We start from the raw sequence: 24,131 nt of genomic DNA on the forward strand, positions 1-24,131 counted from the left end.
CGAACCCGGCCCAGCCCGCGATCGACGCGCATCTGGCGCTGACCAACGCCCGCGCGGCGCATGCGCTCGGCTTGAGCGGGCAGGGCGTGCGCATCGGCGTGGTGGACAGCGGCGTGCGCCGCACCCATCCCGCGCTGGCCGGTCGGGTCGGCCCGCACTTGATCTATACCGACCCGCGCACCAACAACCACGCCATCGACGATGTGCTCGGGCACGGCACCTATGTCGCCCAACTCGCCGCCGGCACCGCGGTGGGCAGTTGGCCCGGCGGCATCGCCCCGGGCGCGAGCATCGTCTCGGCGCGCATCCTCTCGGACGTGCGTCCGAACGACGACGGCTCCGGCCAGGGCAACGAAGCGCGCGACGCCGGCGGCCTCGACATCGTCTCGCGCGACCTCATGAACGCCGGCGTGCGCATCATGAACAACTCCTGGGGCGGCCTGTACTGGACCGGCGACAACGTCACCGTCAGTTTCATCAACGCCTACAAGCCCTTCATCGACAACGGCGGCCTGGTCGTGTTCGCGACCGGCAACGAAGCCAAGCCGCAGCCGTCCGACAACGCCTCGCTGCCGAGCCAGGGCGCCGGCGCCAACGTGCTCGAACGCGGCTGGATCGCCGCGGCCGCGCTCGACAGCAACAACCCGACCCAGCTGGCGAGTTATTCCAACGCCTGCGGCATCGCCATGAACTACTGCCTGGTCGCGCCGGGCAACGTCATCGCGACCGGCGTCAACGACCCGGTCGGCAGCCCGACCTACTGGTTCGTCCAGGGCACTTCGTTCGCCGCGCCGCAGGTATCCGGCGCCGCGGCGCTGGTGTGGCAGGCGTTCCCTTACTTCAACAACGACCTGGTGCGGCAGACCCTGCTCGGCAATGCCAGGGACCTCGGCGCGCCCGGCGTCGATGCGGTGTTCGGCCAGGGCCTGCTCGATGTCGGCGCCTCGGTGCGCGGCCCGCGCCGGCTCGACTGGGGCGACGTGCGGGTGTCGTTCGACGGCACCTCGACTTGGTCCAATCCGCTCAGCGGCAGCGGCGGACTGATCAAGGAAGGCAGCGGCACCTTGCGCCTGGACAGCGCCGCCGCGCACAGCTACACCGGCACCACCGACGTCGCCGGCGGCGTGCTGCGGCTCGCGGACAACGCCTCGACCGTGTCGCCGACGACGGTGCGCTCGGGCGCCAGCTTGATCGGCGGCAACGGCGCGCGCATCGGCAACCGGGTCGACAACCAGGGCGCTTTGCGCGTGGAAGGCGCCAGCCTGCGCGTCGACAGCTACCAGCAGTCCGCGGCCGGGCAGTTGCAGTTCTTCATCGGCTCCAGGCTCGAAGTCGCCGGTAACGCGAACCTGGCCGGCAACGCGCACGTGCTCGGGCAGTTGCCGGGTTACACGCGCTCCAGCCGCGAGGTCTTCGTCAACGCCGGCAGCCTCAGCGGCGCCTTCGCCTCGTTGACGACCGCGTCCAACGTGTTCCTGGTCGCGGTGCCCGGCTACAGCAGCACCCAGGCCTGGCTCGACATCGTCTCGCTGAACATCACCGCCGCCGCGCAAGCGATGGGCGTGCAGGGCGCCGCGGCCGCGGCGGCCGAACGGGTCGACGGCGCCTTCGGCGAACTCGACCGCAACACCGTCGTCGAAGGCGGCCCCGGCGCGCAGGGCGCCTTCAGCGCCGCGGCCGGCGCCTTGCAGCAGTCGGCCACGCCGGAGATCGCCAAGCGCTCGCTCGCCAGCCTGTCCGGCGAGCTGCACAGCGCCGACGCCGCCTTCGCGATGATGGCGATCGAAGGCAACCGCCGCGCGCTGGAGTCGCGCCTGGACGCGCAGTACCTGGACCCGCGCGACGGCGCCTGGGCCGACCGCATCGACGCCCAGCGCGCCACCGCCGGCCGCTTCGACCTCGACGCGAACGGCTGGATCGTCGGCCACGACCGCCGCCAAGGGGAGCTGCGCTACGGCGCCGCGCTCAGCGAGACCGACGGTTATGCGCGCCACGAGCTGCGTCGCGACCGCGAGCGCAACCGCCAGATCGAGGGCCAGTTCTATGCGGCCTGGAACCGCGGCGGGCACTACCTGCTCGGGCGCGCCGCGCTCGGGCGCATGGACCGCCATCTCGAACGCGAGGTCATGCTCGGTGCCGCCGACTTCGGCGTCGGTACGAGTTACGCCAATCGCTATTTGCAGCTCGACGCGCAACTCGGGCACCGCTTCGAGAGTGCGAACGGCATGATCACGCCGTATGTGGGCGTGCAATCGGTGCGCCTGGACCGCAGCGGCTTCGACGAACCCGGCGCCGCCGGCTTCGGCCTCAGCGCCGGCGGCTCGACCTTGAGCGCAACGCAGGCGCTGGTGGGCGCGCGGATGCAGCGCGAATGGCGGATCGGTTCGGCCCTGCTGACCCTGGACGGCCGCGCCGAATGGCAGCGCACTTTGGCGCAGTCGGGCGATTTCATCGACGCCCGCTTCACCGCAATGGACGTGTGGTCGCCGATCGCCAGCGATCCCCTGGCCCGCGACGTCGGCGTGTTCGGCCTGGGCCTGAGCACCCGCTTCGGCCGCGGCAGCGTCCTGCGCTTCGACTTCGACCAACGCCGCGAGCGCGGCGAGGATTATCTGCGCGCGTTCGCGACTTGGTCGGTGCCGTTCTGAGGGATGAGCCGCCCGGGCCATCGTGAGCAGCAGCAACTAACGCCATCGATGGTGGTGGCTCCAGCCACAGGCCTCCCAAACAAAAACGCCGTCGCAAGCGCGACGGCGTTTTGTTTCATCGATCCGGCGAAAGCTCAGCTCTTGCCGTCGAACAACTCGCGGCCGATCAGCATGCGGCGGATCTCGTTGGTGCCGGCGCCGATCGCGTACAGCTTGGCGTCGCGCAGGATACGGCCGGTCGGGTACTCGTTGATGTAGCCGTTGCCGCCGAGGGTCTGGATCGCTTCCAGCGCCACCTGCACCGCGGCGTCGGAAGCGTGCAGCAGGCACGAGGCGGCGTCGACGCGGCTCTTGTAGCCGGCATCGAAGTCGCGGCCCACCTGATAGGCGAAGGCGCGGCTCGACTGCAGCGCGGTGTACATGTCGGCGATCTTGCCCTGCATCAGGCCGAAGGTGCCGATCGCCACGTCGAACTGCTTGCGCTCGCGCACGTAGGGCAGGGCGATGTCGAGCGCGGCCTGCATCAGGCCCAGCGGGCCGCCGGTCAGGACCAGGCGCTCGGTGTTGAGGCCGCTCATCAGCACCTTCACGCCGTGATGCACTTCGCCGAGCACGTTCTCGACCGGAATCTCGCAGTCCTCGAACACCAGCTCGCAGGTGTTGGAGCCGCGCATGCCCAGCTTGTCGAGCTTCTGCGCGGTGCTGAACCCCTTCATGCCCTTCTCGACGATGAAGGCGGTCATGCACTTGCTGCCGGCGTCCTTGCCCGCGGTGCGCATGTACACCACCAGCACGTCGGCCTCGGGGCCGTTGGTGATCCACATCTTGTTGCCGTTGGCGACCCAGACGTCGCCCTTCAACTCGGCGCGGCAGCTCATCGAGCCGACCACGTCCGAGCCGGCGCCGGGCTCGCTCATCGCCAGCGCGCCCTTCCACTCGCCGCTGCACAGCTTGGGCAGGTACTTGGAACGCTGCGCCTCGTTGCCGTTGGCGTAGAGGTTGGACACGCACAGGTTGGAGTGCGCGCCGTAGGACAGGCCCACCGAGCCGGAGGCGCGGGAGATTTCCTCCATCGCCACCAGATGCGCCAGATAGCCCATCTCGCTGCCGCCGTATTCGCCCGGCACGGTCATGCCCAGGAGGCCCATCTCGCCTAGTTTCGGCCACAGGTCCTGCGGGAAGGCGTTGTCATGATCGATCTGCTCCGCGCGCGGCGCGATCTCGGCTTCGGCGAAACGGCGCACGGCATCGCGCAGCGCGTCGATCTCTTCACCCAGGGGAAAACTGCGCATATCAGCCCTCGTAACGAATCAGCGGCCGCCCGTTGAGCGGTTGGATGTTGCGGTTGTTGCGGCGGTAGTGGGACAGGAACGCCTGGATCTGCGCCTTGGACATCGTCACCGGCGCGGGCAGCACGTACCACTCCACATTTTCCGACAACGGCGGGGTCGTTAGCGAGCCCAGATAGTGATAGTAGGCATGCGATTTCGGTAACAGCGCCTCGATATCGATCTCGCGCTGCGCTTTCGCGCCGTCGCGGCGGCCCGGTTCGAGATCGTCGAGCACCTGCTGGGCGACCGGATTGGCCGCGCCTTCGACGTACATCACGCCGATCACGGCCAGGCGCCCGTCCTGGGCCTTGAATACGAAATGGCCTTCGAGCGGGAAGTGCTTGCCGTCGAGGGTGTGTTCGCTTTCGGCGTGGAAATGGAATTGGCTCAGGGCGAAGTGGCGGCCGCGGATGGTCGCCTCGGTGCGGTGGGTGTCCACCTGGACCGCGTGGCCGTTGTCGGCGACGGCGTCGATCGGACCGCGGGTATGGACGAATTCCAGCGCGCGCGGCTCGTTGTCGGCGGCGGCGACCGCCGAGGCGGTGACGATGTCGATCGGCGACTGCGCCTTGTCGTGCGCGGCCTGCCAGCGCTCCTGGTGTTCGTAATCCAGGGTTTCGCGGTGGGCGTGGCCGGGCGGGGCCGGGGCAGCGGCTTGCGCCGCCGCCTGCACGCCGGCGTGCATGGCGATGGCGGCGAAGCCCAGTGCGACCGCGGCGGCGAGTACCTGTTTACGCATGGCGTGCATCCCGTGGGTGGCAAGACAGTGGAGGAGACCGCGTTCGTAGCGTGACCCGGCGACGCGCTTGCGCGCATTCAGAAAAACGCAAGCGGGTGCGAAAACCGTGCGCCGGATACGACGACGGGGCCGATGGGCCCCGTCGTCGTGTGGCTCAGTGGCCGCTGCGGATGCGTCCGCGGAAGCTCGGCGTCGACCGGCCCATCGGCAGCTTGAGCTTGCCGATCGCGCTGATGCGCTCTTCGGCCAGGCGGTCGGCGGCGGTGTAGGTCGGGATGCTGTCGCGCTCGGCGATTTCGAAGATGCGGCCGAGGTTGTGGTAGATCGTGCGCATCATGCGCATGGCGCGCTCGCGGTTGTAGCCGTCGAGTTCCAGCGCCACGTTCATCACGCCGCCGGCGTTCACTGCGTAATCCGGCGCGTACAGGATGCCGCGCTTGGACACTTCGTCGCCGATGGCGTTGTTGGCCAGCTGGTTGTTGGCCGCGCCGCAGATGATCTTGGCCTTCAGGCGCGGCAAGGTCTGCTCGTTGACGGTGCCGCCCAGCGCGCACGGCGAGTATACGTCGGCCGGCACGTCGTAGATCTCGTCCAGGCCGACCGCTTCGGCGCCGTACTCGGACACGGCCTTGTCGACCAGGCCCTTGTTGATGTCGGTGACGAAGATCTTCGCGCCGCGCTCCTTGAGCAGCTTCACGAATTCCATGCCGACGTGGCCCAGGCCCTGTACGGCGTAGCTGTACTTGCCGACTTCCTCGTCGCCGAAGCGCTTGTTCAGCGCCGCCATCAGGCCCTGCAGGGTGCCGTAGGCGGTGAACGGCGAGGGATCGCCCGAACCGCCGTGGACCTGGTGCACGCCGGTGACGTACTCGGTTTCGCGGTACACGTATTCCATGTCGTTGACGTCGATGCCGACGTCTTCGGCGGTGATGTAGCGGCCGCCCAGCGAGTCGACGAACTTGCCGAACGCGCGGAACAGCGCCTCGGACTTGTCGGCGGCCGGGTCGCCGATGATCACGGCCTTGCCGCCGCCGATGTTGAGGCCGGCGACCGCGTTCTTGTAGGTCATGCCGCGGCTCAGGCGCAGCACGTCGTTCAGCGCGTCCTGCTCGGTCTTGTACGGCCACATACGCAGGCCACCCAGCGCCGGGCCGAGCACGGTGTTGTGGATCGCGATGATGGCCTTCAGGCCGGCGTCCTTGTTATGGCAGAACACGACCTGCTCATGGCCGAAGGTGTCGAGGGTTTCGAAAATCATCGGGTGCTCCGGACCGGCGCGGCATTGCGCGAAGCGCTAAGGACGCCTGGTGGTGGTAAGTCGTTGAATGGAAATGGATTCGCCTGTACGCCGCAGCCGCAGGGGCCCGCCGTAGGGGCCGTAGTCTAAAGCAATCGGGCAATACGGCTAGGTATTGCAGGGGTCGGGCAAATCGTGGCTGGAACGCCCCTGTGAAGGCTTATGAAGCCCCGTGAAAGCCTGCGCAGGCTGCGCGCGGCCCGGTCCGGGCCGCGGCTGAGCGCATGCTGCGCGCTTTGCCGCAGTTGCCGATTCGCCGCCGGCCGCTCGAACGCTGCGCTTTGCGAGGCATCGCGCCCAGCGCGCATGCCGCAGCGAAGCTCAAAAGTAGGAGCGAGCGGGGTAGGAGCGGCGCAAGCCGCGACCGCGCACCCGCACGATCGCCTCGCCGGCTTCCTGCAATCGAATCGCTTCGCGTCGTGACCAGCCATTGCCGGAGCGACAAAAGCCGCGACCGCACGAACACGCATCTGCAACCGCATTCCGCTTCGATCGGCCGCAACGACCGTGCCAGTCGTCGCGCTTGCGTCGCCGTCGGGCGCCGACGCGGTCGCGGCTTGCGCCGCTCCTACCCTAAAGCCTCGCCGGCAGGCGACGCGCAGGCCATGCCATGGCCCGGCGCGCCCGCAGCACCGTTCGCCCCCGCACGGCCGGCCGCCGGACCGGACCTGCCGCCCGGAGCTACAATACGCACAGCCCGTATGCGTATCGAGATGCCCATGAGCACGACCGCCGCCAACATTCCTGCCGCACAGCCCGACGCCACGCCGCTGCGTTTCGTCACCGCTGCCAGCCTGTTCGACGGCCACGACGCCGCGATCAACATCATGCGTCGCCTGATCCAGGGGCAGGGCGCCGAAGTCGTCCACCTCGGCCACAACCGCTCGGTCGAGGACGTGGTCCGCGCCGCGCTGCAGGAAGATGCCGACGGCATCGCCCTGTCCAGCTACCAGGGCGGTCATGTCGAGTACTTCAAGTACATGGTCGACATGCTCAGGGAACGCGGGGCCGGCCACATCCGCGTGTTCGGCGGCGGCGGCGGCACCATCACCCCGGAAGAGATCCGCGAACTGCAGGCCTACGGCGTCGAGCGCATCTACCACCCCAACGACGGCATGCACATGGGCCTGGTGGCGATGATCGAAGACGTCATCCGCCGCGCCAGCGAAGGCCGCATCGCCGACACCACGCCGGACAAGCCGGCCGCCATCGACGACGAGATCACCATCGGCAAGATGCTCTCGGCGATCGAAGAGGGCCTGCTCGACGAAGCCCAGCTCGCCCACCTGCGCAAGCAGTGGCAGCTCGCCGGCGGCAAGACCCCGGTGGTCGGCATCACCGGCACTGGCGGCGCCGGCAAGTCCTCGGTCACCGACGAACTGCTCAACCGCTTCCTGGCCAATTTCCCCGACATGCGCATGGCGGTGATCTCGGTCGACCCGACCCGCCGCCGCACCGGCGGCGCGCTGCTCGGCGACCGCATCCGCATGAACTCGCTGCGCAGCCCGCGCGTCTACATGCGCTCGATGGCCACCCGCCGCCAGCACTCGGCCACCAACACCGTGCTGAAGGACTGCATCGGTTTCCTGCGCGGCCTGGGCTACGACCTGGTGATCGTGGAGACCGCCGGCATCGGCCAGTCCGACTCGGAGATCGTCGACCTGGTCGACTTCCCGATGTACGTCATGACCAGCGACTTCGGCGCGCCGAGCCAGTTGGAGAAGATCGACATGCTCGACTTCGCCGAACTGGTGGTGCTGAACAAGTTCGACAAGCGCGGCGCCGAAGATGCGCTGCGCGACGTGCGCAAGCAGTGGAAGCGCAACCGCGTCGCCTTCCAGACCAAGGACGAAGACGTTCCGGTGTATCCGACCATCGCCAGCCAGTTCAACGACCCCGGCATCAGCTGGATGTTCGTCAACCTGTGCCGCCTGCTGCGCGAGAAGCTGTCGCTGCCGGCCGAGAAGTGGACGCCGGACGTCGACACCTCGCTCAAGGAGCCGCGCGCCACCGTGCTGATCCCCGGCAGCCGCGTGCGTTACCTGGCCGAGATCGCCGAGCAGGGCCGCAGCATCAACCGCCAAATCGAGACCCAGGCCGACGTCGCCGACCGCGCGCAGTCGTACTGGCAGTCCCTGCACGACCTCGACGACCCCGAGTTGCCGAAACAGCTCGACCTGTATGCCGCCGAAGCCTTGCTGTCGGCTCCCGGGGCAGGAGCGGCGCAAACCGCGGCCCGAGACGCGACCCAAGACGCGACGTCGCCGGCAAAGACCGTCGACCGCACCCTCATCACCCTGCGCCAGCGTTACAACGACGCCGTCCAGTCGCTGAGCTCCGAAGCCCTCAAGCTGCTGCGCGACTGGCCCGCGCGCCTGAAGTCGATCACCGACGAGGTCAACGAGTACAAGGTCCGCGACAAGGTCATCCGGGTCGAGAACTACCGCGACTCGCTGAGCCATCAAAAAATCCCGAAGATCGCCGCGCCGACCTACAAGAGCTGGGGCGAGCTGCTGACCTTCCTGCAGAAGGAAAACCTGCCGGGCTATTACCCCTACACCGGCGGCGTGTATCCCTACCGCCGCACCGGCGAAGACCCGATCCGCATGTTCGCCGGCGAAGGCACGCCCGAGCGCACCAACCGCCGCTTCCACTACCTCAGCGTCGGCCAGCCGGCCGCGCGCCTGTCGACCGCGTTCGACAGCGTCACCCTGTACGGCGAAGACCCGGCGGTGCGTCCGGACATTTTCGGCAAGATCGGCAACTCCGGCGTCAACATCGCGTCCCTGGACGATATGAAGAAGCTGTACTCCGGCTTCGACCTGTGCGCGCCGACCACCTCGGTGTCGATGACCATCAACGGCCCGGCGCCGATGTTGCTGGCGATGTTCATGAACACCGCCATCGACCAGCAGGTCGAGAAATACCTGCGCGAGGACGGCGCCCGCTGGGACGCCGCCCACGACAAGATCGAGGCCATGTTCGCCGATCGCAAGCGCCCGCAATACAGCGGCCTGCTGCCCGAGACCAACGACGGCCTCGGCCTGGGCCTGCTCGGCGTCACCGGCGACCAGGTCGTCGACGCCGAAACCTACGAAGCTATCAAGACCCGCACCCTCGCCACCGTGCGCGGCACCGTGCAGGCCGACATCCTCAAGGAAGACCAGGCCCAGAACACCTGCATCTTCAGCACCGAGTTCGCCCTGCGCATGATGGGCGACATCCAGCAGTACTTCGTCGACAAGAACGTCCGCAACTTCTACTCGGTGTCGATCAGCGGCTACCACATCGCCGAAGCCGGCGCGAACCCGATCAGCCAGCTCGCCTTCACCCTGAGCAACGGCTTCACCATCGTCGAGTACTACCTTGCGCGCGGAATGAAGATCGACGACTTCGCGCCCAACCTGTCGTTCTTCTTCAGCAACGGCATGGACCCGGAGTACACCGTCATCGGCCGCGTCGCCCGCCGCATCTGGGCGCGCGCCATGCGCGAGCGCTACGGCGCCGACCCGCGCAGCCAGATGATGAAGTACCACATTCAGACCAGCGGCCGTTCCCTGCACGCGCAGGAAATCCAGTTCAACGACATCCGCACCACCTTGCAGGCCCTGTACGCGCTGTTCGACAACTGCAACAGCCTGCACACCAACGCTTACGACGAAGCTATCACCACCCCGACCGAAGAAAGCGTGCGCCGCGCGGTCGCGATCCAGATGATCATCAACAAGGAACTGGGCCTCAATTTCAACGAAAACCCCTGGCAGGGCAGCTTCGCCGTCGACTACCTCACCGACATCGTCGAAGAGGCCGTGTACAAGGAGTTCGAGGCCATCAGCGAGCGCGGCGGCGTGCTCGGCGCCATGGACACCATGTACCAGCGCGGCAAGATCCAGGAAGAGAGCCTGTACTACGAGCACAAGAAGCACGACGGCAGCCTGCCGCTGGTCGGCGTCAACACCTTCCTGCCGAAGGTTCACGGCGGCGACATCGTCACCGAGATCGAACTGATCCGTTCGACCGAAAGCGAGAAGGGCCAGCAGATCGACAACGTGCTGTCGTACCAGCAGGGCCGCAACGCCTATGCCAGCGATGGCCTGCGCAGCCTGCAGGCCGCCGCGCGCGACCGCAAGAACGTGTTCGCCAGCCTGATGGAAGCGGTGAAGACCCACAGCCTGGGCCAGATCAGCCATGCCCTGTACGACGTGGGCGGCGAGTACCGTCGCAACATGTAAGCGCCATCGCGGCACCCGACCCAGAAGAAAGGCCCGCACCCGCGGGCCTTTCTGCTTTTCGGCTGCGCGCTCAGGGTAGGGCGGCGTCCTACTGGATTTCCTTCGGTCATAAGCCGCGACCGCGCCACGACGGCGACCCGCGCCGCCACGTGCGAACCCAGGAAACCCGACGTCCATCGCAGCGTCATCCGGCACCGCATTCCTGTTCGCGATCCCGAATAAACCAGCCCCGTCACAGTACTTGCCCGCAGCCTGCACAAACGCCCGAAGCAGCGTGTGCCGCCGCGCCGCGTGCCAGTATCCAGGACCGTGCCGTAGGCCCGTTTTCACATCCAAAAGCATGAGCGCCTGCTCATTAGGCCGATAGGCGTCCTGCCAAGATCGCCGCGCGTTACGGCACCGGCCCGCAACACGGGCGCGGTCACCTTCACCTTCATTCTCAGGAGTGGCCTCATGGCTGTCCCCCTGCGGCGGCTGCGCGCGATCGCCCAGCATGCCTGCGTTCTTGCTTTGCTCGCGTTGGCCGCGGCGACCGGCGCTCATGCGCAAACCAACGCCGCGCCCGCCGCCACCGGCATCGGCGATTTCAGCCTCGGCATCGACCCCGGCAACGTCGCCACCAGCCGCGAAAGCTCGGTCTTCGCCTACGTGGTCGTGACCAGCATCGACCGCTTCAGCCGGCCCGCCGCGCTGAGCGCCTCGGGCTTGCCGGCGGGCGTCACCGCCAGCTTCTCGCCCGCCACGATCAGCCCGCCGCCGAGCGGCCATGCGCGCTCCCGGCTGACCCTGGCGATCGGCGCCGGCGTGCCGGCCGGCACCTATCCCATCACCGTCACCGGCAAGTACGACACGCTCGTGCGCAGCACCACCGCGAACCTCACCGTCACCGCCGATGCCGGCTTCAAGCTCAGCATCGCCGGCACCCAGCACATCACCTATCTCGGCCGCAGCAGCCAGCTGCCGGTGACCGTCGCCGGCAACGCCTTCAACGAACCGGTGACCCTGGGCGTAAGCGGTTTGCCCGCCGGCGTCACCGCGACCTTCGGCATCAACCCGGTCAACCCGGGCGCCAAGGCGGCGGTGAACTCGACCCTGACCCTCAAGGCCTCCGCGCAAGCGGCGCAGGGCAAGTACCCGCTGACCATCACCGGCACCTCGGGCGCCATCACCCGCAGCCTGCCGCTGGACCTCTACGTCAACCCGGTGCCCGACTTCACCATGTGGACGGTCGGCCGCAGCCGCGCCCTGGTGGCGGTGACCCAGCAGGCCGGCATCAGCGGCTGGCTGGAGATCAACGCGCGGCCGCTGCACGGCTGGAACCAGCCCATCGCGTTCTCGATGGAAGGCCTGCCGCCCGGCGTCGTCGCGCGCTTCAGCCCCGAAGTCGTGAACCCCTACGGCCCCACCAGCATCGCCTTCACCGCATCCGCCGATGCGCCGGTGGGCACGTACGAGGCCAACATCGTCGGCACCGCCGCCTCGGCGACCCACCGTTTGCCGGTGCAGCTGACGGTGTTGCCGTATATCGACCCCAACCGCCTGGCCAACGACCTCACCCGGGTCGGCATGAACCTGAAGGCAGGCGAGTCGCTGGTGTTCAACCTCATGAAGCCCGAGGGCGCCGCGCCCGGCTTCTACCTCAACACCCAGTTCGGCCCCGGCACCGGCGCCGGCACCTTGTACGTGCGCGAAGGCGCGCCGCCGACCGATACCGAATATCACTGCCGCACCAGCGGCGTGTGGAGCACCTTCTGCCGGGTCGACCGCGACCCGCAGGCCGACTTCCCGGTCACTTACTTCCTGCGCCTGAAGGCGCGCACCGACATGACCGGCGCCAGCGTCATGGCGACCTATGGCGACCACTACGACGCCCGCCCGCATGCGGTGTTCGCCAACCCGGCCGATTACCTCATCAACGACAACAGCGTCGTCGAAAGCCCGCTGACCGTCGCCGGCGTGAACGGCAACGGCGGCACCGCGCGCCTGGTCTACCGTCTTAACCACCCGTACCGCACCGACCTCAAGCTGGAACTGATCGCGCCCGACGGCAAGGCCTACCTGTTGCGCGACCACAGCAACGGCCCGATCAACCCGAGCGTCGAACAGACCCTGGACCTCACCGACAAAGTCGCCAACGGCGTGTGGAAACTGCGCGTCACCGACGACGTCCCCGGCGGCTCGGGCACCTTGCTGCACTGGACCCTGGATTTCTTCCGCAGGGATTGAAGTCGCCAACTCGCCGATCCCACGCTCAGATCCCCTCTCCCGCCTGCGGGAGAGGGGCAGAGGGGAGAGCGCAGCAGATCGCCGCGCCAGCATGTCGAACGGCACGGCCGCACCACGCGGCCCGCCATCGCCATGCGCCGCGGCCCCGGGCGTTCGATAATGCGCCCATGACCATCATCCTCACCGACTTCGCCCGCGCCCGCCTGTTCCCGCGCGAGCCGCGCCGCAACACCATCCAGGACATCACCCCGGAGCAGTTCGAGCGCCACCTCGACGACACCCCGCCGCTGCAGGTGCTCGACGGCTACGCCCCGTTCTGCAAACTGCACGTGCACCGCAACTGGACCAGCACCCGTTGCCTCGCGGTGCCGATCACCGAGGCCAACCGCCACTTGCTGCGTTCGGACTACGACGCCCGCACCAAGGACGAACTGCCCGTGCTGGTGCGCTGGTTCGAGGGGCTCGACCCGCCGGTGGCCGAATACCTCATCGTCATCCTCTACAGCCGCGAACAACTGGCCAAGGAAGGCACCGTCACCGATGCCGACTGGGGCGTGGTCGGCTGCATGTACACCGCCGAACCGGTCGAAACCCCGATGGCCCCGATCACCATGATGCGCAACGCCCTGGGCGTGGAAGAGGGCGGTTCCGGCGTATCGCTCGACCGCGAGGCCTACCGCCGCAGCGTCGCGTTCTGGAGCACGCACGCCAACTGGCGCGGCTAAGGCGCTTCCCGCGGCCAGCGGTTGCAGCGCCGCAGCGTTCGTCGTAAACAAGGAGTCGGTCGACTTCGAACGAGGTGCACCATGGATCGATACACCGGCGGCTGCTGGTGCGGCAACGTCCGCATCGTGGCCACGGGCCGCCCCTACCGGGTCGGCCTGTGCCACTGCCTCGATTGCCGCAAACACCACGGCGCCCTGTTCCACGCCTCGGCGATCTTTCCCGAAGAAGCGGTGATCGTCGAAGGCGAAACCCGCGACTACAGAGGCCGCCATTTCTGCCCGAATTGCGGCTCGCCCGTGTTCGGCCGCAGCGGCGACGAGGTCGAACTGAACCTCGGCGCATTGGATGCCCCCGACCAGTTCCAGCCGACGTATGAGCTGTGGACCGTGCGCCGCGAATCCTGGTTGCCGCCGTTCCCGCTCGCGCGGCATTACGAACGCAATCGCGAGGGCCTGACCCGCTTCGAGGAATAAGTACGGAAGGCCGGTTGGCACATTAGTCGCGCACGACGAACGTCGCACACAGACTCGAATCGGCATAACCGCAACTCGTGGTTGCGCATAACCTGCATTTGACAAAAATAATCGAGAAATCTGCGGCGATCACCGCACGCGGGGCTTGCAACCCAACCCCGGAATAGGGGACTTTTATCCGGCCCAATGCCCACTCAGGAAGAGGACGCCGCATGTGGATCTTCAAGGCCAAGCTGACGCCCCCGGAAGTCCCGCTCAGGTTGCGCGAACTGCTCAAGGACTACCCGGGGCATGTCGAAAGCTTACAAACAGTTTTGAATGAATTCGCAAAGCCGACGCCCCGAGTGCAGCCGTTGGACGAGGCCATCTGGGCACTTCAGAACCGGCTCGACTGTTTCCTTCAAGAGGCCGTTCGACAGCTTGAAGCCGCGCGGGCCGACGGAAACCCCGTGCTGTTCGAGGCGGCCGAACGCACAAGATCGACGATGGGCCGCGCGCTATTGAGCTTCGACAGCGATCCTGACGGGCTTGGGCGTTACTTCAAGCTGCACAAGAAGGCATTCGAATGACGTCCCAAGAGCGCGTGTTGGACATAAGGGTCGGCGAGATGATTTTCTGGGATCGGATCGTTCCCGATAGCGGCATGGAGCAGGCCGCATCCCACTCCCAACCCAAGGCGATCTTCTTGGTGGGCCAGCCGGGCGCCGGGAAAAGCGCCCTGATAGGCATGGCGAAAGCAGACCTGGGTCATGATCCGATCGTGATCGACCCGGACAGGCTCCGCAGCTATTGGCCGGATGTGCGTGAACTGCGCAACGCGAGCCCATACAGCTGGCCTCTCGACACCGACCAGGATGTCGGTCTATGGGCCGCCGCCTTGCAAGAGGTGGCGGTCCGAGGCCGCAAAAACATCATCATCGATACCACGTTGAGCGACGCGGAAAGCCTGCTCGACCAGATACGGTTACTGCAGGTCGAGCGCTATGAAGTTCAAGTCCGAGTGGTGGCCGTGCATAGATTGGAGAGCGAACTCGCCGTCGATGCGCGCTTCCTGAGTGGCTTCCTCAGGGACGGTCGCGGTCTTTATCACCCAGAAGCCTTTCGTAGGCAGTGCTACGAGAACATGCCAAGCAACTTGGACCGTGTGCGCGGTCAAGCAGAAATCCCGATCCGCATCTTCAATTGCGATGGCCTGGAGATCTATGACGGCCGCATCAACCCAGCGCCGCCCGGAGCGGTGCTTGAGCAAGCCCGCGAGGCCCGGCTTGCCGATCCAAAAGTCACCAAGGCAGTGCATAGGGGGTTGAAAAAGCAATCGGCCCTGCATCGCGACCTTCCCGGGATACTCGCTCGCATGACCGAGCCGCCGATGCCATGAGGCGGGAGTTTTGATGTCGGATTGATTCCTTCCGAGGTTCTGTTCAAGTGGCTTGAAATGCTCAAGGGCTATCCCGAACACCTTGCGCGGCTGCAAGAGGCCGGGCGGACCCACCCCGACCACGCCCTGTACGAAAAAGTCCGCGGCGCCGTCGAGCAACTCGACCGCCACGTCGGCATGCCCTGGGACCAACAAAGCGAGCGCATGACCGCCAGCGCCCTGGCCCTGGCGGTGGAGAAAAAGTTCGACCCCAAGGAGGACATCCGCCTGGTCTTCAACCAACCCACCGCGAACCTGGCCCCGAGCGAGATGGTGCACGTCTACCGCGTCGGCCACGCCGTCCCGACCCGGCCGCGCACCTCGCCAGCATGAAGACCGCCGACGCCCTGTCGACGCCGGTCGAAGACCGCTACCGCCAAGTGGAAACGACGCGGTTGGCTCAGAGCGAGCAGAGCCAGTGAGAGCAGCAGGAGCAGGCGCGGAGTCAGGGGATTACAGGGCAGGCTGGGTCTAGGATGATGGCGTGAGGCGGTAGTACCTGCTCCGGTATGCGAAAGATGGAGATGCCCCGTGCAGTGCTCGAACCGCAGGATTCGTATCACGACGAATGACGTGTTCGTGCGCTGGCTCGAGGACGCTGAGCTTCATCTAATTAGCTCGGAAAGAACGACCAATTATTTGGGGCTCAACCGTCTGAAGCGCAGGACTGTACGTTTCGATGTGAGTTCGCCAGCACTATTTATGCTGCCCAGGAGTTAGGGGTGGCACGCGAAGGGGTGTGACCGGTAAAGCATGTTTTTTACGTAAAGCATGCCGTAGAGATCTATCGTTTTAGGTTTGATGAGTGGTAGGTTTTAATAAAATCAAAAAAGGAGCAGGGGATGTCGCTACTCGTAATTCATTTGACTGATGTGCATCTGGATGAAAAATCAAGCGCCTTCTGTGACCGAGCAGAATTAATAATAGATGCTGCTCTTTCGCCGATGACTGCTGTGTCAGCTCTGCACATAGTACTTTCCGGTGATATCGCTAATAAGACTGCACCGAAAGATTTCGATGTGGCACGTGATTTGTTCTCAAGACTTAAGGGTCGCGTTGTCGCTCGCCTCGGATTTGATCCGAAATTTCTTATTTCGGCAGGAAATCACGATTGTGATTTCGCAGAAGATCAGAGCGTTCGCGACGCATTGCTTTCTGTTGCGAGGGCGAAGCCGCAGTCGATATCTGATCAAATTGTGAATCAGTTGGCATCGGTGTTGAATGGCTTCTATCAGTTTCAAATCGAGGTAAGCCCTCCTCTGAATTATATAAATAAATGGTGCGCCATTGTCGAATTTTCAGAGTTAAATGTTAGATATGTCCTGCTAAATTCCTCCGTTATGTCTACTATTAAAGAGGATCCCGGCAGGCTTTTTATTCCGGTTCCGGATGTTGATGTAAAAGAGAATGTGAAAACTATATTTGTAATGCATCATCCATACGGCTGGTTGATGCCGGATAACGCTCGTGAGCTCGCTCAGTATGCAGCTATGACTGGCGACTTATTCTTAATGGGGCACGAGCATGAGCTGTGGGCGCAGCAAGTAAGTGATCTCTATGATGATTCCGCTATAACATATCTGCGGGGGCATGTATTGTATGAGGGGGGTGAAAATAGCGCGTTTCAAACGATTCTCATAGATAACGAGAAAGGGTTTTGCCCGCGATCATATGTATGGCGAGGTGGCTCATACGAATCGTGGGTGGAGAAGTCTCGTGATGATTTTATTCAATGGCCTGTTGCTAATGGCAATCGAAAGTTATCAATATCCGCTGATGGCTTTAGATTTCTTAATATGGCTGGGGCCAATTTTTCCCATAGGCGTAAGGATGTTGTAACGCTACAAGATATATTTGTTTGGCCACTCCTTAAGCGTGGGAATCTAGAGAAAGACACAGGAAATCTGATCGGGGATGGGCTTTCTATTGGGGCTGATGAGTTAATTTTTGAATCAAGATTTACTTCAGTCTGCGTTCTAAAAGGGGGCGATCAAGCTGGTAAGACGAGTCTCCTCAAGATGCTGGCAATGCAGCTTGGAAAGAAAGGATGTCATCCGCTTCTGTTGAGCGCATCCTCAATTTCGTCGTGGCGATCCGGGGCTTTGGAAGATCGAATTAATGATGCTATTGATCAGCTCTATGGGAAGAGGTGGCGAGCTGACTACAAGAAATTGGACATGAAAGAAAAGGTCCTTTTAATTGATGATTTCGATCTGACTAAGATAGAAACTGGATGCCTGCAAGGGCTTCGTGCCTTGCGACAACACTTCGGGAAAGTCTATATAGCTATCGGTTCGCATCCTGGAATTGAGGTTGCATTAAGCGAATTCCTGCGCGATGAGAATTTCATCGATTCGGAAGTCTTCGAGATAATTCCTTGTACGCAGCATCATCGGCTGGAAATAATTGAGCGGTGGCTTATGATCGGCCACGACGGTGTAGGAGATATCGATGACCTAAAGATGACTGCTGCTAAGTTATTAAAGGTTGTTGACGAAACGCTGGGAAGAAATCTGATTCCAGCCGTCCCGATTTTTGTGCTTATCATTCTTCAGCGGGCTGAGCTTGTTCAGGATCTAAATACTGTAGTTAAAAGCGGGTCTCATGGTTTTCTGTATGAGTCTTTGATTGCTCAGGCTTTAAGTAATAAGGTTACTGATTGCAATTTGGTTACGTCAATGACTTACTTGACCGCGCTTGCAAAGCTGTTGGATCAAAGGAAAAGTGACGATCTTGAGCAGGCCGAGTTTGATACGTTCCATGTGGAGCATTGTCAGCGCTTTAAGTTGAAGTTGCCCCTAAACTCTTTACAAGGGCAGTTGGTTGGCGCTGAAATTTTAGAAGACAAAGGTGGGCGGGTATGTTTTCGATATCCCTACCACCATTACTATTTTCTAGCTAGAAGTCTTTCTCAGATGGATTGGCACGATCTCGAGTCGAGAATTGATGCTCTTGTTGGCATGGTACATACTGAGAAAAATGCCAATGTGCTTCTTTTCCTTGCACATTTAGGGCGCAATCCAAAAATTGCTCATAAGATATTGCTTAGTGCATCTCGAATGTTTGATTCTTATGTTGAGGCGGATCTTTTCTCGAGGAGCAGTGTCCTCGATAGATATAAGCCAATGGAGATCAGGCAGATACTATTCGAAGGCAATAAAGCCTCTCAGTTGGAGCAGCGACAGCTCGATGAGTACGATGATGAGAAGGCGACCGAGGAACTTGCAAAGGTCGCCGAAGATCGTCTAAAGGCACGTATTGATGATGCGCTCTTGATGAATGCTGCGTTCAAGACTCTGCAGGTTCTTGGTCAGGTACTTAGAAATCATGCAGGTGAAATTGAAAGCGAGGAAAAGCAGCAGATGGCCGAGGCCTGTGTTGGCTTAGGTCTAAGAGTTATGGATTTTATTAATAGCATGATCGCTGCGCATGGCGATGAAATGGTTTTTTTTAGAGGGTTGCAAATCAAATCTGAAAATCCCGCCATGACGGACTCGGAGGTTGCAAATGAGCTCGAAAATTATTTGCCGGCGATGATGTCTAGCTTGACTACCGGTACATTAATTAAAATTGCAAATGCGATAGGGTCCGAGGACTTGGCATTGACAATTGATGATGTATTGGATGGTTCTAATACTAGGAAGTTAATTAAGTTGATTGTTCATTTGGAGCATTTTTCTGATTTTCCAAAAAAGGAAATATTGGATTTTGAAGCTGATGCACTGCAAAAGGGGGCTGTTTTGCCTAACTCTGTGCTTAGGCGTTTTATTATACGGCGTTTCTATTTGTTTCCTGTTCGAGATGAACTTAAGCGCGCAGTGCTGGATCGCTTCAAGATTAACGCGCGACCATTTCAGTTTTTGGAGCAGCGAAAACTGCCTAGGCATTGAGAGCGTCGGCCGTGCCGGATATGTTTTATCCCATCCAATGGGGCACTTCTGCTCTAGAGCCGTATGACGGGGCCAACCCGAGGGACGAAGCCGGGCTGGTACGCTAAGTATCAGGGAAAAAAGCCGAGTCATTTCCACGGGAGGCACGGACGATGTGGCCTATCGCGGGTTATCGCGGTAGTTCTACGATTTATGTGGCCTAGCCGCAACCTGAGCAGAATCTCAGCTCGCTGTCTGGAGTTCGCAATGCCAAGCCGCACCGTCATCGTCGCAGGCGCAACCGGCCTGGTGGGGAGGGAGATTCTCGCCGGGCTGTTGGCGGACCCGAGCGTAGCCGCGGTGCACAGCCTCGGCCGCAGAATGCCGGTAGAGACGCACCCCAAATTGACGGCGCACGTCGTCGACTTCACCGTACTGCCTGATCTGCCGCACGCGGACGAGGTGTATCTGGCCCTGGGTACGACGATCAAGGTCGCGGGCAGCCAGACGGCGTTTCGCGCCGTCGACTACGACGCCAATCTAGCGGTGGCGATGGCGGCTTTCGCCGCGGGCGCCAAGCGGGTCGGGCTGGTCAGCGCGATGGGCGCCGATTCCAAGTCGAAGGTGTTCTACAGTCGTGTAAAGGGCGAGCTGGAGGACGCATTGGCGGCGATGCCGTTCGAGGGCATGGCCTTTGCCCGCCCATCGTTGCTGGTTGGGGACCGCGAGGTCCTCGGGCAACCGACCCGGCAGGGCGAGGTGCTGGGCTCCGCGCTCGGCAAGGTGGTGGGGTTCCTGATCCCGGCGAACTACAAACCCATCGACGCGTCGGCGGTCGCCTCGGCTCTGCTCTCCGCGGTGCCGTCGGCCCAAAGCCGGACCATCCTGCTGTCCGGTTCAATGTGGCGCTAAGCTTCCGCGATCCTGAGCTCGGGAGCCTGCGTCGGGAAACGGTGCAGGCTCGTTGAGCGGGAAATCAATCTAACTCTCTTCCGCATCTCATTTCGTTTGCGTCGAATATTCTAGTTTTGAATATCGTCGATGCACTTGTAGTGTTCGCCTACCGAAAGAAAGGTGCGCACAAAATGCAAAGTGCAAACTCCGTAGCCCACCCAACGTCGTGCTGTCACTCGTTGCCAACGACTGCCCTGCATGCACTTATCCAAACCCGCGACCAGTTGCGGCTACTCGCCCAGCTCACCGAGCCGCAGGGAGAGTGTGGCCCCGACGTGGTCTATCTCTCAGCGCAGGCGCTAGCCCACTGCTTCGATCGCTTAGCCGATGACCTGGACCGGATTGCCGAGACGATCAGCCGGTCCGAGCCATAACCGGTGGGCCACTTTGCATAGGCGCCGTCTTTGGGGGGTAGATAAGGATGTCGGATTCATTCGGTAAAACGGCCAAGCGGCTGCCTGAGCGACGATTCCACGGCGTCCGCGGTCCTGAGTTCGTTGCGATCAACGCGAAAATCCAGTGCGAGCCGGCTCCGTGGCTAACGCGGCTGTGAGCTGTTGAGCCTCGGATTGCTGCTCGCTCTGGCGCTGATTCACCGTTTCCACTTGCTGGAACGATGCCTCGACGGGCTTCGCCGTAGCTTGGTCCGTCTTCATGTGCGCGCGCAGGTGGGCTGGGTCGTTCAGTTCTCCCTGTACGACGAAGACGTTTTCGCCCGGACGCGCACCCGGTGCAGCTTGGCTCAGGACGACATGGTCGATGCGCTGCAGGCCATTTTCCTTGGCCAGCACCAATAGGCTCGCGGCCAGTCGCTCGCTGCCCGCATCCGAAGTTTTTCCTATGGCACGGTCCAAGGCCGCCACACCGTCGATGGCTTGCCGGTACAACTGGTGATCCAGGTGGGTCGGGTCTTGTGCTGTAGTGGGCCCTCGCAGGTGTTTCGACTCTTCCTGCCTTTTCGCGGAATGCTGGATCTCGATGATCTGCTTTTGCGGACCGCTGATGTCGGTCAGATAGAACGGGCCATCGCGCATCGGCCCTAGGTCGAACGTGTGGGCTTGCAGCTTTTGCGGGTCGATGCCCAGCGATTTCAAATCCAGTTCCGCGCCGGTCGGCGATCGGTCCGGATCGAGTCTGCGTGCCTCGAACTCTTTCTGTGCAATTATCGAGATTGCGTAGGCCGCTGAGTCGTACCGGTACTCGCCCTTTGTGCGAACGATATCGTAGAAACAGCTGGCCACGGCTTCGATATTCCGAGCATCAACTGGGATTGTTCCGGTGCTGGTATCGAAATGTATGCGCGGATCCAATCTCGTAGGTGTCTTCGTCACGCATGAGACAAGGTCTTGCGCGCGGTCTGCAAAAGATTCGCGCGTGAGCGGCAGCCCCGCGTTACGCATCCGATCGGCTAATGTATTCAAGCCGTTCAGTTCGGCCAAGGCTTCTTGCTTGCGATCGTTCTGGATGTGGCTTGCGACGATAGCGGTGTAGTCGCGCTTTGCGGCGTTGGTTTGAGCCAGTTCTTGGATCTGTTCGGTAAAGCGGGCCCCGGCGGAGAAGGCATCTTCTCGTTGCGTCGCATGAGAAACTTCGTGGCCCATCACAGCCGCGAGGCGATCCATGGTGGCGCGTGTAGGCGGGCGCTCCAATACACGGGAACTGAGATTAAGCGTCCGGTGGGTGGAGTCGTAACTTCCATCCGCCGAAGCGCCTTCATCGAGTTTTCGCAGGCGCAGTACATCGCCTGAGTCAATGACTTGGGTGAGTTCCCGGTTCAACTTGGGGGAACTAGCGATAGTCTTGGCGATTAGCTCAAGTTGCTGCTGCGTGGCGCCGTTTCTGCCGAATTCGTGGAACGGTGAGTCGTGCCGGTCCATGGCTGTCTTCAATCCTTAATAATCATCTCTATCGTGATGGCATGGATGCACCTACCTTCCTCGGATGTCGAGTGGTAGGTGTAATCCACTAGCAGCGATTGTTGATCCTTCCAGTACTGCCATGCTTGCGGCTTGTTGTCCGGACCAGGGAACTCACTGTCCTGATAGCCCGCCGCCTTCAGTTTGTCGTGCAGGCCAGTCAAAGCGAATATGCATGAGTGGCGCCGATGCGGGTCGTATTGCTTTTCATCTGGCAGGCGAATCACTACTCGTTTGTCGTCGGGGGCGTACTGATTGAAGCCGAAGGAGTAGGGTGAGCCAGATTCAAGATATCCCTGTGCGTCCCAGGTGCCGTCGACTTCGGTAGCAACTAAGGGAAGTTGCGTCAGCGCTTCGACTCGCGCCTTGCTCAGGTCGTCTGGGGCTTGAATGCCCTGGATGAGGGCGAACAACTTTTCTTCGAACTCTTTCTTGCTCAGCTTTGGCGCTGAGGCCGGTGCATTGGGTGTGTCTTTCACAGGCTGAGCCTTGGGGCTGGAAAGCGATGCCGGTTGATCGGGTCGATCGGGCAGCGGTGCGGTGGCCGAGACCTCCGCTGGGGAGCCGCAGGCGACGAGGGCCAAGCACAAGATCGCGCAACCGAATGTGCGTGTGTCGAAATGGATCTGGGCGATGAGTCGGGCCATGAACCGGTTCCGGCAAGATGCCGCTAGGGTCATGGAACTGGCGTCGGGTTGCAAGAGCAACTGGGAGTTGCGCAATCGCTGCCGCCTATCGGATCAGTTCACGGCTCAGTCGATCACGACCGAGATGTGATCGATGCACTCGATGCCGCCGCGATCGAGCGGCTCGGTTGGTAAAGGTCCACGTGGACCACTTGCTCGTTCTTGGAGAAACGCCAGTTCGGCGCTTTCCCGTGCAGTCCGGTCGAGCTGTCGCTGCGGAAATTGGCGGCATCCAGTTTATTTCGGAACTTGTCGAAGGGCAGCGTGCAGGTAAGAGGGCCGCTACTGTCGCCTTGCTTCTTGGGCAGCGTCGCAATTTCGAGCCTGGCGTCGTCGACAGCGAATCGCTCGATGCCGATGGCGAATCGCCATCCTTCGCTGGTCGTACCTTTGGCGTAGGCCGCGTTACGGCTGTCCAAGCGATGCAGACGTAGCCCGGTCAACGCTTCGATGCGCACTTCGGTCAAGTCGGCCTTGCTGCGGATATTGCCGATCAAGTCGAAGACGATCGACTCGACTTGCTGAGCACTTAGGTGGGGTGAAACCCGGTAAATCCCTAGTGTCGATATGCGGGTAGGGCGCTGGCGTTCTGAAGCCGAATGGGACGCTACCGCGGGCGGGGCTTCGCCGGTATAAGAGGCAGAAGACGGCGCGGCCGAGATATCCGAAGCGGGACTGCAGGCGACGAGGAACACGCTCAGGGTCGCGCAACCGACTGTGCGTGTGTCGAGCCGGATCTGGGAGTTGAGCAGGGCCATGGCCGGTTCCGCGGAGAGGCAGCTAGCGTTCTCGAAGCCGGGCCGGGTTGCAAGCGCAACAGAGAGTTGCGCAAGCGTTTGGATTGGTCGGAAGTTTGGACGAGGCCCTGATAGTGACGGCGCACGTTGACGCCGCGCGGTCGCGGCTTGCGCCGCTCCTACCCTCTGAGCTGCTCCATGGTTGGCGATGCGGCGAGCACGGCGCGGCCAAGGTCTATTCGTGCGATCACAGGTCACTCAGGGACGCGGGTGACCTGGCCATAGGTAGCACGCCAGCGGCCGTTGCGTTTGGCCCAGACATACGACACCCGCAACTTGCGGGTCTGATGCCGGCCATCCTGGGTCCAGCTCAGATGCAGCAGGCCGCCGATTACGGCGCCGTCGCCCCAGACCTTCTGTACCCGCTCCTGCCATACGTAAGGTTCGATCTTGAATCCCGGCAGATGGAAGTCGGCGAGGAACTGCTGTTTGTTCTCGACGGAGGCGTTGGAGTTGACCAGCACGTAGTCGTCTTCGACCAGTTGAGTGAGGGCGTCGGTGTCGTTGCGGATCTGAGCGCGGTCGTAGGCGGCGACCGCTTCGGCGAGGTCGGGCGGAAGGTCCGTCGCAAACGCCGGTGCGGTCAACAGGGCAAGCAGAACGGCAAGCTTCATGGCGGCTCCGGGTAGGCTGGAAGCGAATACGGAAGGGGCGTGATCGGCGGGCCGTCCGTCGCGCACGGTGCGCGATGCCGCGTGGCCGCTCGGCCGATGGGCGCCGCGGCGACGCGGGATAGGCGGCCGATCGGCGCCACCTTGTCGCCCCTACGGCCACGACGCAACGGCCATTCAGGCGGTTCTTCCGGTGCCACTCGCCTCGG

18 protein-coding genes are annotated in these 24,131 nt (G+C 62.6%); 11 read left to right on the forward strand and 7 right to left on the reverse strand.

Going from position 1 to position 24,131, the window contains the following annotated elements; all coding sequences use genetic code 11:
* Window positions 1–2,648: S8 family serine peptidase (locus ACSAMQ_RS01900; protein ID WP_435394019.1), on the forward strand; the 2,648-nt coding region annotated here is incomplete at its 5' end.
* A 134-nt stretch (window positions 2,649–2,782) separates the two neighbouring features.
* Here the strand turns inward: ACSAMQ_RS01900 and ACSAMQ_RS01905 are convergent.
* The 3 genes from ACSAMQ_RS01905 to ACSAMQ_RS01915 form a co-directional block, all read right to left on the reverse strand.
* Entirely contained in the window at window positions 2,783–3,940 is a 1,158-nt protein-coding gene (locus ACSAMQ_RS01905) for an isovaleryl-CoA dehydrogenase (protein WP_435394020.1), read from the reverse strand.
* 1 nt (window position 3,941) lies between these two features.
* Window positions 3,942–4,718, reverse strand: a complete 777-nt coding sequence (locus tag ACSAMQ_RS01910) for a carbonic anhydrase (RefSeq protein WP_435394021.1) — start codon at window positions 4,716–4,718, stop codon at window positions 3,942–3,944.
* A 154-nt stretch (window positions 4,719–4,872) separates the two neighbouring features.
* Window positions 4,873–5,976: a Glu/Leu/Phe/Val dehydrogenase dimerization domain-containing protein gene (locus ACSAMQ_RS01915; RefSeq protein ID WP_031373366.1), complete on the reverse strand. Its 1,104-nt coding sequence runs from the start codon at window positions 5,974–5,976 to the stop codon at window positions 4,873–4,875.
* A gap of 758 nt (window positions 5,977–6,734) precedes the next feature.
* Between ACSAMQ_RS01915 and ACSAMQ_RS01920 the strand changes: the two genes are divergently transcribed.
* The 10 genes from ACSAMQ_RS01920 (at window position 6,735) to ACSAMQ_RS01965 (ending at window position 20,286) form a co-directional block, all read left to right on the forward strand.
* The gene (locus ACSAMQ_RS01920; protein ID WP_435394022.1) at window positions 6,735–10,247 is read left to right on the forward strand and encodes a methylmalonyl-CoA mutase family protein; all 3,513 of its coding nucleotides are present in this window, start codon (window positions 6,735–6,737) and stop codon (window positions 10,245–10,247) included.
* A 453-nt stretch (window positions 10,248–10,700) separates the two neighbouring features.
* A complete protein-coding gene (locus tag ACSAMQ_RS01925) occupies window positions 10,701–12,473 on the forward strand; it encodes a proprotein convertase P-domain-containing protein (RefSeq protein ID WP_435394023.1) in 1,773 nt (590 codons plus the stop codon).
* 167 nt (window positions 12,474–12,640) lie between these two features.
* On the forward strand, window positions 12,641–13,198 hold the full coding sequence (locus ACSAMQ_RS01930) for a DUF3228 family protein (RefSeq protein ID WP_435394024.1): 558 nt from the start codon (window positions 12,641–12,643) through the stop codon (window positions 13,196–13,198).
* A gap of 81 nt (window positions 13,199–13,279) precedes the next feature.
* Window positions 13,280–13,672 (forward strand): GFA family protein, encoded by a 393-nt coding sequence (locus ACSAMQ_RS01935; RefSeq protein WP_435394025.1) that lies wholly within the window; start codon window positions 13,280–13,282, stop codon window positions 13,670–13,672.
* Window positions 13,673–13,884: 212 nt separating this feature from the next.
* Window positions 13,885–14,241: a hypothetical protein gene (locus tag ACSAMQ_RS01940; protein WP_435394026.1), complete on the forward strand. Its 357-nt coding sequence runs from the start codon at window positions 13,885–13,887 to the stop codon at window positions 14,239–14,241.
* Entirely contained in the window at window positions 14,238–15,050 is an 813-nt protein-coding gene (locus tag ACSAMQ_RS01945; RefSeq protein WP_435394027.1) for a zeta toxin family protein, read from the forward strand. The genes ACSAMQ_RS01940 and ACSAMQ_RS01945 overlap by 4 nt, the downstream gene beginning before the upstream one ends.
* Before the next feature lie 21 nt (window positions 15,051–15,071).
* On the forward strand, window positions 15,072–15,422 hold the full coding sequence (locus ACSAMQ_RS01950; protein WP_435394028.1) for an XVIPCD domain-containing protein: 351 nt from the start codon (window positions 15,072–15,074) through the stop codon (window positions 15,420–15,422).
* Window positions 15,423–15,931: 509 nt separating this feature from the next.
* Window positions 15,932–18,979: a metallophosphoesterase family protein gene (locus ACSAMQ_RS01955; RefSeq protein WP_435394029.1), complete on the forward strand. Its 3,048-nt coding sequence runs from the start codon at window positions 15,932–15,934 to the stop codon at window positions 18,977–18,979.
* Window positions 18,980–19,225: 246 nt separating this feature from the next.
* Entirely contained in the window at window positions 19,226–19,870 is a 645-nt protein-coding gene (locus ACSAMQ_RS01960) for an NAD(P)H-binding protein (RefSeq protein ID WP_435394030.1), read from the forward strand.
* A 173-nt stretch (window positions 19,871–20,043) separates the two neighbouring features.
* Entirely contained in the window at window positions 20,044–20,286 is a 243-nt protein-coding gene (locus ACSAMQ_RS01965) for an XAC0095 family protein (RefSeq protein WP_435394143.1), read from the forward strand.
* A gap of 129 nt (window positions 20,287–20,415) precedes the next feature.
* On the opposite strand, the gene ACSAMQ_RS01970 is transcribed toward ACSAMQ_RS01965, so the two are convergent.
* From ACSAMQ_RS01970 to ACSAMQ_RS01985, 4 genes are all read right to left on the reverse strand, one after another.
* Window positions 20,416–21,789: an XVIPCD domain-containing protein gene (locus ACSAMQ_RS01970; RefSeq protein WP_435394031.1), complete on the reverse strand. Its 1,374-nt coding sequence runs from the start codon at window positions 21,787–21,789 to the stop codon at window positions 20,416–20,418.
* Window positions 21,790–21,797: 8 nt separating this feature from the next.
* Window positions 21,798–22,475: a hypothetical protein gene (locus tag ACSAMQ_RS01975; protein ID WP_435394032.1), complete on the reverse strand. Its 678-nt coding sequence runs from the start codon at window positions 22,473–22,475 to the stop codon at window positions 21,798–21,800.
* 113 nt (window positions 22,476–22,588) lie between these two features.
* Window positions 22,589–23,272: a hypothetical protein gene (locus tag ACSAMQ_RS01980; protein ID WP_435394033.1), complete on the reverse strand. Its 684-nt coding sequence runs from the start codon at window positions 23,270–23,272 to the stop codon at window positions 22,589–22,591.
* Window positions 23,273–23,505: 233 nt separating this feature from the next.
* The gene (locus ACSAMQ_RS01985) at window positions 23,506–23,925 is read right to left on the reverse strand and encodes a nuclear transport factor 2 family protein (protein WP_435394034.1); all 420 of its coding nucleotides are present in this window, start codon (window positions 23,923–23,925) and stop codon (window positions 23,506–23,508) included.
* Window positions 23,926–24,131: the final 206 nt, after the last annotated feature.

Origin of the sequence: Lysobacter sp. 1R34A, from assembly GCF_051217035.1 — a bacterium.
Classification (GTDB): Bacteria; Pseudomonadota; Gammaproteobacteria; order Xanthomonadales; family Xanthomonadaceae; genus Lysobacter.

Bases quoted from the DNA above. Each gene is read 5' to 3' on its own strand.
- ACSAMQ_RS01915 (WP_031373366.1), bottom strand. From the start codon at position 5,976: ATGATTTTCGAAACCCTCGACACCTTCGGCCATGAGCAGGTCGTGTTC.
- ACSAMQ_RS01980 (WP_435394033.1), bottom strand. From the start codon at position 23,272: ATGGCCCTGCTCAACTCCCAGATCCGGCTCGACACACGCACAGTCGGT.
- ACSAMQ_RS01970 (WP_435394031.1), bottom strand. From the start codon at position 21,789: ATGGACCGGCACGACTCACCGTTCCACGAATTCGGCAGAAACGGCGCC.
- ACSAMQ_RS01945 (WP_435394027.1), top strand. From the start codon at position 14,238: ATGACGTCCCAAGAGCGCGTGTTGGACATAAGGGTCGGCGAGATGATT.
- ACSAMQ_RS01985 (WP_435394034.1), bottom strand. From the start codon at position 23,925: ATGAAGCTTGCCGTTCTGCTTGCCCTGTTGACCGCACCGGCGTTTGCG.
- ACSAMQ_RS01910 (WP_435394021.1), bottom strand. From the start codon at position 4,718: ATGCGTAAACAGGTACTCGCCGCCGCGGTCGCACTGGGCTTCGCCGCC.
- ACSAMQ_RS01940 (WP_435394026.1), top strand. From the start codon at position 13,885: ATGTGGATCTTCAAGGCCAAGCTGACGCCCCCGGAAGTCCCGCTCAGG.
- ACSAMQ_RS01925 (WP_435394023.1), top strand. From the start codon at position 10,701: ATGGCTGTCCCCCTGCGGCGGCTGCGCGCGATCGCCCAGCATGCCTGC.
- ACSAMQ_RS01955 (WP_435394029.1), top strand. From the start codon at position 15,932: ATGTCGCTACTCGTAATTCATTTGACTGATGTGCATCTGGATGAAAAA.
- ACSAMQ_RS01975 (WP_435394032.1), bottom strand. From the start codon at position 22,475: ATGGCCCGACTCATCGCCCAGATCCATTTCGACACACGCACATTCGGT.
- ACSAMQ_RS01905 (WP_435394020.1), bottom strand. From the start codon at position 3,940: ATGCGCAGTTTTCCCCTGGGTGAAGAGATCGACGCGCTGCGCGATGCC.
- ACSAMQ_RS01935 (WP_435394025.1), top strand. From the start codon at position 13,280: ATGGATCGATACACCGGCGGCTGCTGGTGCGGCAACGTCCGCATCGTG.
- ACSAMQ_RS01960 (WP_435394030.1), top strand. From the start codon at position 19,226: ATGCCAAGCCGCACCGTCATCGTCGCAGGCGCAACCGGCCTGGTGGGG.
- ACSAMQ_RS01965 (WP_435394143.1), top strand. From the start codon at position 20,044: ATGCAAAGTGCAAACTCCGTAGCCCACCCAACGTCGTGCTGTCACTCG.
- ACSAMQ_RS01930 (WP_435394024.1), top strand. From the start codon at position 12,641: ATGACCATCATCCTCACCGACTTCGCCCGCGCCCGCCTGTTCCCGCGC.
- ACSAMQ_RS01920 (WP_435394022.1), top strand. From the start codon at position 6,735: ATGAGCACGACCGCCGCCAACATTCCTGCCGCACAGCCCGACGCCACG.